The following is an 11,910-nucleotide window of genomic DNA, read 5'->3' on the forward strand; positions in this document are numbered from 1 at the left end:
GACACCTCCTCCGTGAGTTACACTCCGATTATTTCACAACTTGTATTAACTTGGGGCCGATTTCCTGCAGAGGCAGGAGATGCCTTACACAGTTTAACTCCACGGCAGAGCGGGGCATGCCGTATACGACGCAGGTTTCTTCATTTTCCGCGAATGTGGATTGAACGCCTTTGTCGTACAGCAGTTTCATCATTTTGGCTCCATCGCTGCCCATTCCTGTCAGCAGAACAAGATGCCGTTCCAGAGAAGTAAAAGGCACAAGGGACTCAAACATGGTGTCTACCGAAGGTCTATGACCGTTACGCGGCTCTTCCGATGTAAGAGAAATCGTATACCTGCTACCATGTCCGCCGGTTATTTTCATTTGATATCCTCCCGGGGCAACGTAGGCTGTTCCATTCTCCAGCATCATTCCCTGCTCCGCCTCCACGACCTTAAGCCTACTGAGCGAGTTAAGTCGCTGGGCGAGTGAGCGGGTGAAGTTCGGCGGCATATGCTGCACAATCACGATCGGTGCCGGAAAATTGCCCGGAAGGCTTTCCAGCAGTGTCTTGAGTGCTCTTGGACCACCGGTCGAGCATCCGACCGCTACCAGCTTACGCAGATCGTTGGAGCCTCCGGAGCTTTGAAGCGGAGACGGTGTTGATGCCAGAGACGGAACGACTGGACGTATTTCTGCCAACGGAGCGTCTGGCTTCTTTGGATGCTCCGGCATTTTCTGTGCTGCCCGCTTCTGGAGCTCTGGCTTAGGCTTCTTGTTATCCGTCGTTTTGGCTGCTTGCCGGGCAAGCACATCGGGAATGGAAGTGTTCCGGTTAACTTTGCTTGAAGAGAAAGGTGCCGTTCCAGGCCGCTCCGTCTGCCTGTTCTGCTGTGGAGCGGCTGTCTCACGCGGCGGCGATGCGGCCGGCGGAATAAGTGGACGTACAAGCGGCTTCAATTCAACAGTCCGCTCCTTGATCGCTCTTTCCTCGACAACCCTTTTCAGCGCTTCCTCCCGGTCAGCTCTCTGCTTTACCGCCTGCATGGCGGTTCTCATTTGCTCACGCAATGACGCGCCGACCTGCTGAATATCCTGGGAATGGGAGACGGATGGCTTGCGGATAAAATCGAAGGCTCCCGCCTCCAGTGCCATGATCGTTTCCTTCATTCCTTCCTCGTTGATCCCTGATAGCATGATCACCGGCAGCGGATGTTCCTTCATGATGAGCTTCAATGCCTCGAGACCGTTCATTTCCGGCATTTCCACATCCATCGTCACCAGATCGGGCTTGAGCCCACGGATCTTGTCCAAGGCTTCCCTGCCATTTACTGCGGTACCGGCAATTTCAAAAGAAGTATCCTGTACAATCAAATCGGAAATGATTTTCCGCATAAAGGCAGAATCATCTACGATCAGTACCCGAAAAACTGCCAATTTCAACACCTCTGTTCCCTTATCTCAGAATCATTTTGTTGAGCGTCGAAGCCATTTTTGCATAAATCCTTTGATTCCTGCTAAGGTTCCAGTTTCCGCCGCAACGGGCATTAAGGCAAAGCGGTGTGCCAAACGTAATATGTCTTTGGAAGCCGGGCAGCCCGGATAAGCGAGTGAAAAAGGAACCTGTTTTTTAACAGCTTGCATGACATGCTGATCATCGCGGATATGTCCCAGAAGCGGGATATTCAATCCCAGAAAGCGATGCGCGACCAGCGAAATTTTATTAGCAACCTGCAGGGCCTCATTATCGTTATCGGCACGGTTGACGATAATCTTAAATACCGTGTCTTGTTGCACCCCGTTTACTACTTTGATCAGTGCATACGCATCTGTAATGGAGGTGGGCTCCGGTGTAGTGATGACCAGACATTCGTCTGCCGAGGTGATGAACTTCAGATTTTCCTTGGACAAGCCGGCCCCTGTATCAAAAAACACATAATCCATCTCAGCGGCCAGCTCCTCCACCTGCTCCGCAAAACATTCCAGGTCCTGCTCCGACAGGGAAAACAGCTCGCTTACCCCTGATCCGCCTGGAATATAAGGAAGTGAACCGGCTCCATTCTGTACGATCTCGGCAATCGTCTTTTCTCTCCTCAGCACATGAGCGAGATTGTATCTGGAGGAGGTGCCCATAAGAATATCAATATTTGCCATTCCGATATCCGCGTCAAAAACGAGTACTCGTTTGCCCAGGCTTTGGAGCGCCAGCGCAAAATTCAGCGTAAAATTGGACTTGCCCACACCGCCTTTGCCGCTGGATACCGTAACGATCTTGGCCTGTCCGTTGCGCCTGGGGGGACGGCTTTGCTCATGCTGCGAAGCCATTTGTCTCAGAGACTGGGCCTGGTCGCTCATACCCGGTCTTCTCCCAGCAGAAGTGTCTGAATCATGACGTCATCGGGCATCAGCAGATCGTCGGGAACGTTCTGGCCGTTGGTCATATAGGACAATGACAACGGATAATGCCGAAGGACATTAAATATGGCTCCCAGGCTTCCTGTTTCATCCATTTTGGTGAATATCACCTTGTCCAATCCATATTTATTGAAGTGTTCGGTAATCTCAAGCATATCCTTGGATTTCGAGGTCAGACTCAAAACCAGGTAGGTTTCGCTTTCTTCCATGGGTGTCAGCAGACTCTGGAGCTCGGATACGAGCAACTCGTTTCTGTAATTGCGCCCGGCTGTATCCATCAGGATCAAATCGCAATGCTCAAGCTTCTGCAGCGCCCGCTGCAGATCCCCAGGAGATTGCACAACTTCCAGTGGGACATTCAGAATCGTGGCGTAGGTCCGCAGCTGCTCCACTGCTGAAATACGATACGTATCAGATGTAATAAAGCCAACCTTACGCTGATATTTGAAAAGCTGCTCTGCAGCCAGCTTGGCAATCGTCGTTGTTTTGCCCACCCCGGTGGGGCCTGCTATGTACACGATTTTGGTTCCCGAGGAAATTCCTCCGCCAAAACGGTGACTCAGAAACTGCTGTATTTCTTCACTTAGGGCCTTCTTAAAAGAAAATTCCTCAATTGAAACACCGCTGTCCTGCTGGCGCTGGAGCACCCGTTCCAGCCATTCGTTCGCCAGCGCTTGTTCCACATCCTGTTCCAGAAGACGTTCACGCAGTGTCTGCGCTTGCTCAGGCAGAGCCGGTGAGACCTGTGTATAACGTGAAATCCGGTTCATCATCGCTTTCATTTCACGGATTTCTTCAAGGAGCGCATCCTGGGACACAGAATCGGAAGCATCGCCATCCTTCACAGCAAAGCGCTCGTCCGCCAACGCAGCAGCCGTTAAATCAGACACCGGCAGAACCGCTTCATGCGGAAAGCTCTGAGGCCCGCTACTCCCTTGTGATTCAGCCTGTTGACGCGGCGGCTCTGCTGCTGTTTGCCTTCGCTTGCCGTCTCCCTCACTGTCTTTGCTCAGCATTGCTGCTGTTCGCTTATAGGCACCGGGAGCTGTCACACGGGCAGCGACTGCTTGCGGGACATGGGGCTGCTTTTGGGAAGAGTTAACCGGTGAGCCGGAAGTAGTTCGCGCTGATGCATCAGTCTCCTTCTCCACTGCGGCAATGACCTCGATCTTCTTTTTCGAAAACAAACCCAAAAATCCGCCGACCTTCATCTCTTTCGTGCTAAGAATTACAGCATCTGTCCCTAGTTCCCCTCTGATTTGCTGCATCGCCTCAGGCATCGTGTCAACAACGTATCGTTTCACTCTCATAAGTTCACCACCCCGACACTTTGAATTTCAACGTTCGGTTCAAGCTCGCTGTAAGATAACACCGGAATATCCTGCATGGTCCGTTCGATAACCTGACGCAGGTACATACGGATGGTCGGCGAGGTCAGGACAATCGGCTGCTGGCCGGATTGCACCAGTCGGTTAATCTGCTCGGTAAGCTTTTGATATACGGTCTGAGTTGAGACAGGATCGAGAGCCAGGTAGCTTCCCTGTTCGGTCTGCTGCACGCTTTCCGCAATTTTTTTCTCAAGGGACGGACCGACCGTGATCACCTTCAACGTATCTCCCTTTTGCGAGTATTGCTGTGTAATCTGACGTGAAAGCGCCTGTCTTACATATTCAGTAAGCACATCCGGATCTTTCGTATAGGTGCCGTAATCAGCCAGTGTTTCAAAAATGGTAACCATATCCCGGATCGATATTTTTTCACGAAGCAGCTTGGCAAGCACCTTCTGCACGTCCCCGACGCTAAGCACAGAAGGGATCAGCTCGTCCACCAATGCCGGGTAATGCTCTTTCAGATTATCGATAAGCGCTCTCGTCTCCTGTCTGCCAAGGAGCTCGTGAGCATGCCTTTTGATGGTTTCCGTTAAATGAGTGGCCACAACAGATGGGGGATCCACCACCGTATAACCCGACAGCTCCGCAATATCCTTCGTGGACTCATCGATCCATAAGGCAGGCAAACCGAAGGCCGGTTCTGTCGTTTCGATTCCCGATACGGAATCGTCATCATAGCCAGGGCTCATCGCCAGGTAATGGTTCAGCAGTAACTCACCGCCGCCTACGTTATTGCCTTTAATTTTGATCACATACTCATTAGGCTTGAGTTGAATGTTATCCCGAATCCGGATGACAGGGACCACCAAACCCAGCTCCAGCGCGCATTGACGGCGGATCATGATGATTCTATCCAGAAGGTCTCCTCCCTGCTGGGTATCCGCCAGCGGAATAAGTCCATATCCGAATTCGAATTCGATCGGGTCTACCTGCAGGAGGCTGATGACACTCTCCGGACTGCGGACCTCTTCAATCTGCTGTTCTTCTTCCATCTGCTCATCCTCGATCGATTTACGCTCAATGTTCTGCTGCATTCTACGCGCAACATAAAATAACAGCAGCGCAAGCGGCAGCGTCGTAAGGACATGAATCGGGGTAAAAAAACCGAGCAGCGCAACAGTTACTGACACAATATAGATCAGCTTCGGGAATAAAAACAGCTGTCCGGACAAGTCCTGGGCCAGATTGCCCTCAGACGAAGCGCGGGTGACGATCAGACCGGAAGCCGTCGAGATCAGCAGCGCCGGGATCTGGCTCACCAGCCCGTCACCGATCGTAAGCACCGAGAAGGTAGACAAGGCTTCCTGAAAACCCAGTCCCATGACCGCCATGCCGATAATAAAACCGCCGACCAGGTTGATGATCAGAATAATGATGCTCGCAATGGCATCACCTTTGACGAACTTACTGGCACCGTCCATCGCACCGTAGAAATCGGCTTCCCGCTCGATCTTGCTGCGACGCTCACGCGCCTGCTGCTCATTGATAAGTCCTGCGTTTAAATCCGCATCAATGCTCATTTGCTTCCCCGGCATGGCATCGAGTGTAAAGCGAGCGCCTACCTCGGCAACCCGTTCCGAGCCTTTGGTAATTACAATAAATTGCACAATAACCAAAATCAGGAACACGATAAACCCGATGGCAATTTGACCGCCCGCGATCCAGCTCCCGAAGGTGGCCACCACTTCCCCTGCATGCCCGGTTCCTAAAATAAGCTTCGTCGTGGATATGTTCAAAGCAAGGCGGAAAAGTGTCGTAATCAGCAGCAGCGCCGGGAAAATGGAGAATTCCAGCGCCTCCTTGGTATTCATCGCCAGCAGCAAAATCATAAGCGCGAGCGCAATATTAATGACAAGCAGGATATCGAGCAGCCATGCAGGAATCGGAAGTATCATCATCAGCACTATGCCGATAACGCCTCCAAGGACAGCTATATCTTTGGTTTTCAATGGTCTCTTGCCCTCCGATCCCGCTATTTCGTCTTACCTTTTAATTTATATACATACGCCAGCACTTCAGCGACCGCTTGAAACAAGTCCCCAGGAATCGTGTCCCCGATTTCCGCCCTTGCATAGAGCGCCCGTGCCAGCGGCTTATTTTCCATCGTAATTACGCCATGCTCTTTGGCGATCTCCTTGATGCGCAGCGCCATGTAATCCTGACCTTTCGCAACAATCTGCGGGGCCTCCATTTCCGAGCCGTCATACTTAAGAGCTACCGCAAAATGCGTAGGGTTGGTGATGATCACGTCCGCTTTGGGAATCTCCTGCATCATGCGCTGCATCGCCATGCGTCGCTGGCGTTCACGAATCTTCCCTTTGATCAGCGGATCACCCTCCATTTTTTTGTACTCATCCTTGATATCCTGTTTGGACATCCGCAGGCTTTTTTCATGCTCATATCTCTGGTAGAGATAATCCATAACAGCAAGCACAAACAGACAGACACCGATTTTAATGCCCAGCTCCATCGTTAAACCGGCGGCATAGGACAGGATCTGATCACCTGTCAACTCGGACATTTTGGACATATCGCCTCTTGTATCCCAAATGACACTGTACACAAGAAAACCGATAATGGTCATTTTCAGAATGGATTTCAGAAACTCTACTGCTGAACGCATTGAAAATATGTTTTTAAAACCTTTGATCGGATTCAGCTTGCTGAATTTAGGAGTCAGGCCTTCGCCTGTCAGCAGAAAGCCGACCTGCACATAGTTTGCAAGAATAGCAATCAAAAAAGCGGACACAAAAATAGGAGACAATATCAACAAAATCTGAACACCGTATTGACCGAACATCGTAATCACATTTTCCGTGTTGACATCCATCGTAAGCCTGTTCGTAAAAATATCTGTAAACAAACGGACCGTACTATCTTTGAAATAGGTGCCAAACATCATCAAGCTCAGCACGGAGATCAGCAGCACTGCAGAGGTCGATATTTCCTGACTCTTGGCAACCTGACCCTTTTTGCGGGCTTCCTGCTGCTTCTTGGGTGTAGCTTTTTCTGTCTTTTCCCCGGCAAACAGTTGCAGATCAAGGGAATATTTCAGCACTTCAACAGGCACCTCCAAATCAGGCTTTCGGGCCGCTGCCCACAATGTCCAGCAGACTTCGCATCGCTTCAAACATCACATCAAACAAACGCTCAAAAGAAACAGCGAGAGCCGGCATCAGCAGAAACAGCATGACCAGACCTACAATCAGCTTGACCGGGACCCCGATCACAAAAATGTTAAACTGTGGCGCTGTTTTGGCCAGAAAACCCAATCCAACGTCTGTCAGAAAAGTGGCAACTACAATCGGAGCAGCCATTTGAAACGCCAGCAAAAACGATTCGCTGAAGGTTCTGAGCAAAAACTCGGTGATGCTTCCACCATACAATTTGACAAAAAAATCATTGTCCAGCGGGACCCAGTTGTAGCTGTACATTATAGCGTCCAGCAAGTAATGATGGCCGTTCATGCTGAGAAAAAACAGCAGCGCGATCGTATACTTGAAATTGCCCGTAATCGGCACGGAAGCGCCTGTCATCGGATCAAATACACTGGCTATACCCAGTCCAATCTGTATGTCGATCAATGAACCCGCCGTCTGGATCGCCATAAACATCAAATAGGCAACAAACCCAAGCAGCAGGCCAATCATGACCTCGCGTATAACAAGAAGCGCATAGCTTAAATCAGTAGGCACCTGCTGGTTAATGCCGAATGTCAAATACACCAGGATGGACAGGATGCCCGCTATACCGATCCTAAACTGAATAGGAACCCCACGGGTGGCAAACAAGGGGGTAACCACAAAAAACGATGTAATTCGACAAAATATCAGCAAAAAAACAGGAAAACTCTGCAGTATAATCTCCATTCCGTCCGCCTATCCTATATATCGATACAAATTGTCGAGGATATTGAAGGTGAAATCGACCATGGTCTGCAGGATCCAAGGACCAAACAGCAGAAGAGCAAGCAGAACCGCCACGATTTTAGGTACGAAGGCCAGCGTCTGTTCCTGTATTTGGGTTGTTGCCTGAAAAATACTGATGATCAACCCCACAACCAGCCCCAGTATAAGCATGGGCGCACTCACGACAAGCACCGTATACACGGCTTGACCTGCCAGAGAGATAATAAATTCTGATGTCATGGCCGTCCTCCTTGAAGTAAATCACAATCCATAAACCCTCATGTATTGAAGCTGAGCAGCAATGATTTCACGACCAGATACCAGCCGTCCACAAGGACAAACAGCAGTATTTTGAACGGGAGCGAAATCATGACCGGAGGCAGCATCATCATCCCCATAGCCATCAAGGTACTTGATACGACAATATCTATAATGAGAAAGGGGATAAATAACATAAAGCCCATCTGAAAAGCGGTCTTCAACTCACTAATTGCGAATGCCGGAACCATGACAGTCAGAGGAATTTCCTGATAATTGCTGGGCTTTTCCATTTTCGTGTACTTCATGAATAAAAGCAGATCTTTTTCGCGTGTGTGGCTGAACATAAAGGTTTTAATCGGTTCCTGCGCTTTTTGCAGCGCTTCCGACTGCGAGAGATCTCCTTTCAGGTAAGGCTGGAGTGCTGTCTCGTTCATGGTCGCGAATGTAGGAGCCATTATAAACAAGGTCAGGAACAGCGCAAGCCCTACCAGAACCTGATTGGGTGGCATCTGCTGCGTGCCCAGTGAGGTTCTAACAAACCCAAGTACAATAACAATCCGGGTAAAGCTCGTCATCAGCATGAGCAGAGCAGGCGCAACGCTGATCACGGTAATAAGTAAAATAATGGACAGCGACGTTGTACCGGGCTGTCCGCTATCTTGGCCGCCGATGTCAATGTTGATGTCCGGAATCGGTTCAGCGGCGGACGCCGCTGTCACGGACAGGAAGCTGAACAAGACAAGCAGCAAACTGGCTAGTATAATCTTTTTTCTCATGCATCTCCCGACCGATCTGTAGTATTGTCCTCATTGCGCAGTTTGTCCAGCTTGTCTTTACGACTTGGCATCTGCCGAAGCTTGGACTCGAACAATTCATGAAATGAGATGTCGTCATCCGCTTCTTCCGGCTGGTCATGACTCTTCCTGCGCAGCTTGTCCCCCAGCTTGGCAAGAAGCGGGGCAAGCGGAGTGCGCTGCAGGGTCGCTTCCTGCTCAAGAGCGGCCATAATCCGCTCCACTTCCTCAGGATCGGATACCTTATCGATCAGACGAATCTCTTCCCCTACACCAACCAGATAAATACTGCTGCCGATCTCAATCATCTGCAGAGATTTGTTCGGAGCAAGTCCCACGCCCCCTATCACCCGGATGGACCTGCTGCCGAACCAGCTCTGATTCTTTTTGCTCAGAAAGCGAATCAGGTAGAGAATCAATACAATAATGAAGGCAAGCGCAATAAAAACTGTTACCGCATTCCAAGCACTGAAGCCTTCAACCCCTCCGCTGCCTTCCACTACCGTACCTCCTGTCCTGTATCCATTGCCGAATATTACGCGCCTAGGGTTTTGCTAATCGCTTCAATAACACGGTCCGACTGGAATGGCTTCACGATGAAGTCCTTCGCGCCCGCTTGAATTGCATCGATAACCATGGCCTGCTGGCCCATTGCAGAGCACATAATGACCTTGGCGTTGGCATCAATTTTCTTAATTTCCTTCAAAGCGGCAATGCCATCCATTTCCGGCATAGTGATGTCCATCGTGATTAGATCTGGACGGAACTCCTTGAACTTCTCAATAGCCTGAGCACCGTCCTGAGCTTCTCCTACAACCTCATAACCATTCTTTGTCAAAATATCACGGATCATCATTCTCATAAATGCTGCGTCGTCAACGATCAAAATTCGGTTAGCCATGTAAAATAAATCCTCCCTAAATTATGTTTATTGTAATTTTTGAATCCGGTCCCATTGGCTCACAATATCCGTTACGCGCACACCGAAGTTTTCATCGATAACGACAACCTCGCCCTTTGCGATCAATTTATTGTTCACCAGTATATCTACGGGCTCGCCCGCCAGCTTATCCAATTCGATAATCGAGCCCTGCGAAAGCTCCAGAATATCCCGAATCTGCTTCTGAGTCCTTCCCAATTCTACGGTCACTTTCAGCGGGATGTCCATCAGCAAATTCAGATTGTTTTCATCTACCTGAGCGTATCCGCCGGATTGCAAATTCGCGAATTGAATCGGCTGCACATTCACATTGCGCCCGGGAGCAGCGCCGTAATGCTGGGGTGCCCCATACGGCATTTGCTGCGGCATTGCTCCTTGCAGTGGAGGCTGCATATATCCTCCATCCTGAGGAGTCATCGGCTGCTGTGCATACTGCGGAGCCGTTTGTGCAGGCGGCTGCGGTGGAATAGGCGGCTGCGGAGACACTGCCTGCGTGGGCGGCTGCGGTACCGGAGCCACCGTCTGCGCAGGGGCAGGCTCGTCCGTGCCACCGATCAGAATGCGAACCATCTCCTTGGCAAACGATACGGGAAGCAACTGCATGATGGTCGAATCGATCAGATCACCAATCAGAAGCCGGAAGGATACGGTCACAAGAACTTCATCTGCCGGAAGACCGGATACCCCATTCCCCCGGGTAGGATCGAGAATATCGATGCCCGGTGGCGAAATGTTAACAAACCGGTTAAATATGGTGGACATGGAGGTAGCCGAGGAGCCCATCATCTGATTCATGGCTTCCTGAACGGCGCTGATATGAATTTCATTCAGCTCTTCATCCGTCGGATTACCTTCCCCGCCAAGCATCAGGTCGGCAATCACCTGTGCATCCCGCTTTCTGATGACAAGTGAGTTAATGCCTTCGAAGCCATCGACATAATTCACATGAACAGCCACATGCGGTTTGGGGAATGTAGATTCGAATTCAGAGCGTGTAATAATGGATACTTTCGGTGTGGTGATGTCCACTTTAACACCGAGCAATGTGGAAAGCGCCGTCGCGGCACTGCCGAACGTAATGTTGCCGATTTCCCCAAGAGCGTCCTGCTCCAGAGGAGTGAGAAGATCGTCAACCGTTTCATGTGAAGCGGGGGAGGCCCCTTCACCCATCTCGGTCTGCTTCAGGAGAGCGTCTATTTCCTCCTGTGATAAATAATCCTTACTCGTCAAATTCTTCAACTCCTTCGCTGACGATTTCGTCAATCTGGACGGCAACCCGTTCCTTGAGCACACCGGGACTTCCTATAAATTTCAATTTATCCCCCACTTTGATGGACAGACCATCCTTCACAGATGTATTAAGGGAAATAACATCGCCGACAGAAAGACCCAAAAATTCGGAGACGGATATGCTTGACTCGCCCAATTCGGCTACAATCGGCAGCTTTGCCTTGCTCACCCGTTGCTTGAGTGCAACCACTTCCTCTGGCGCTCTGGACTTCTTCTCTGAGGTAAACCACTGATGTGTAGACAGCCTTGACATGATGGGCTCTACAACAACATGAGGAATACACAGATTGATCATGCCGCTCGTATCCCCGATCTTGGTGCTGAGTGAAATAAGGGCGATCGTCTCGTTAGGTGACACAATCTGCATGAACTGCGGGTTAGTCTCCATGGCTTCAAGCCTTGGCGTTATATCAAGCACCGTTTTCCAAGCTTCCTGCAAACTTTGAAATGCTCTGCTGAAAATCCGCTCCATAATCGTTGTCTCAATCTCTGTCAATGTGCTGACCTTGGAAGGAGCGGACCCGATACCTCCTAGGAGACGATCCAGCATCGCAAATGCGACATTTGGGTGCACCTCCAGAACCATACGGCCTTCAAGAGGCTCGGCTTCAAAGATGTTCAATATCGTCATTTTAGGTATAGAACGTATAAACTCGTCATACGGAAGCTGTTCAACCTGAACGACGCTAATTTGAACGAATGTTCTAAGCTGTGCAGAAAAGTATGTTGTTAGAAAACGTGCAAAATTTTCATGAATTCGTGTTAAGCTGCGGATATGATCCTTGGAAAACCGGACGGCCCGTTTGAAATCATAGGAACGGATTCTTTTCTCCGTTTCTTCTTTTTTCAATTCCTCCGCGTCCATCTCACCTGAGGAGAGAGCAGCTAATAAGGCATCAATTTCACCTTGTGAAAGTACATCCACCAATGT

At 50.0% G+C, this 11,910-nt stretch carries 12 protein-coding genes; all 12 read right to left on the bottom strand.

The annotated features are described in order from the left end of the window. Positions 1 to 28: 28 nt before the first annotated feature. On the bottom strand, positions 29 to 1,417 hold the full coding sequence (locus tag OIN60_RS12135) for a protein-glutamate methylesterase/protein-glutamine glutaminase (RefSeq protein WP_305755538.1): 1,389 nt from the start codon (positions 1,415 to 1,417) through the stop codon (positions 29 to 31). A 30-nt stretch (positions 1,418 to 1,447) separates the two neighbouring features. Continuing rightward, entirely contained in the window at positions 1,448 to 2,335 is an 888-nt protein-coding gene (locus tag OIN60_RS12140; protein ID WP_305755121.1) for a MinD/ParA family protein, read from the bottom strand. Beyond that, the gene (flhF, locus tag OIN60_RS12145; protein WP_305755122.1) at positions 2,332 to 3,705 is read right to left on the bottom strand and encodes a flagellar biosynthesis GTPase FlhF; all 1,374 of its coding nucleotides are present in this window, start codon (positions 3,703 to 3,705) and stop codon (positions 2,332 to 2,334) included. The genes OIN60_RS12140 and flhF overlap by 4 nt, the downstream gene beginning before the upstream one ends. After that, positions 3,702 to 5,735, bottom strand: a complete 2,034-nt coding sequence (gene flhA / locus OIN60_RS12150) for a flagellar biosynthesis protein FlhA (RefSeq protein WP_305755123.1) — start codon at positions 5,733 to 5,735, stop codon at positions 3,702 to 3,704. Before flhA ends, flhF begins: the two co-directional genes overlap by 4 nt. Positions 5,736 to 5,758: 23 nt before the next feature. Further along, the gene (flhB, locus tag OIN60_RS12155) at positions 5,759 to 6,841 is read right to left on the bottom strand and encodes a flagellar biosynthesis protein FlhB (protein ID WP_305755539.1); all 1,083 of its coding nucleotides are present in this window, start codon (positions 6,839 to 6,841) and stop codon (positions 5,759 to 5,761) included. A gap of 22 nt (positions 6,842 to 6,863) precedes the next feature. Beyond that, complete coding sequence (gene fliR, locus OIN60_RS12160; protein WP_305755124.1) at positions 6,864 to 7,655, bottom strand: flagellar biosynthetic protein FliR; 792 nt, start codon at positions 7,653 to 7,655, stop codon at positions 6,864 to 6,866. 9 nt (positions 7,656 to 7,664) lie between these two features. Next, positions 7,665 to 7,934, bottom strand: a complete 270-nt coding sequence (fliQ, locus tag OIN60_RS12165) for a flagellar biosynthesis protein FliQ (RefSeq protein ID WP_305755125.1) — start codon at positions 7,932 to 7,934, stop codon at positions 7,665 to 7,667. 38 nt (positions 7,935 to 7,972) lie between these two features. Further along, positions 7,973 to 8,731 carry a flagellar type III secretion system pore protein FliP gene (gene fliP / locus OIN60_RS12170; RefSeq protein WP_305755126.1) on the bottom strand — a complete coding sequence of 253 codons (759 nt, stop codon included), beginning with the start codon at positions 8,729 to 8,731 and terminating at the stop codon, positions 7,973 to 7,975. Beyond that, positions 8,728 to 9,192, bottom strand: coding sequence for a flagellar biosynthetic protein FliO (locus OIN60_RS12175; protein WP_305755540.1), 465 nt, complete (start codon positions 9,190 to 9,192; stop codon positions 8,728 to 8,730). The genes fliP and OIN60_RS12175 overlap by 4 nt, the downstream gene beginning before the upstream one ends. 92 nt (positions 9,193 to 9,284) lie before the next feature. Next, positions 9,285 to 9,650, bottom strand: coding sequence for a response regulator (locus OIN60_RS12180; RefSeq protein WP_305755127.1), 366 nt, complete (start codon positions 9,648 to 9,650; stop codon positions 9,285 to 9,287). Positions 9,651 to 9,677: 27 nt separating this feature from the next. Then, positions 9,678 to 10,919 (bottom strand): flagellar motor switch phosphatase FliY, encoded by a 1,242-nt coding sequence (fliY, locus tag OIN60_RS12185; protein WP_305755128.1) that lies wholly within the window; start codon positions 10,917 to 10,919, stop codon positions 9,678 to 9,680. Then, positions 10,909 to 11,907 (bottom strand): flagellar motor switch protein FliM, encoded by a 999-nt coding sequence (gene fliM / locus OIN60_RS12190; protein ID WP_305755129.1) that lies wholly within the window; start codon positions 11,905 to 11,907, stop codon positions 10,909 to 10,911. Before fliM ends, fliY begins: the two co-directional genes overlap by 11 nt. Positions 11,908 to 11,910 lie beyond the last annotated feature (3 nt).

Source organism: Paenibacillus zeirhizosphaerae (assembly GCF_030705605.1).
GTDB classification, from domain to species: Bacteria; Bacillota; Bacilli; order Paenibacillales; family Paenibacillaceae; genus Paenibacillus; species Paenibacillus zeirhizosphaerae.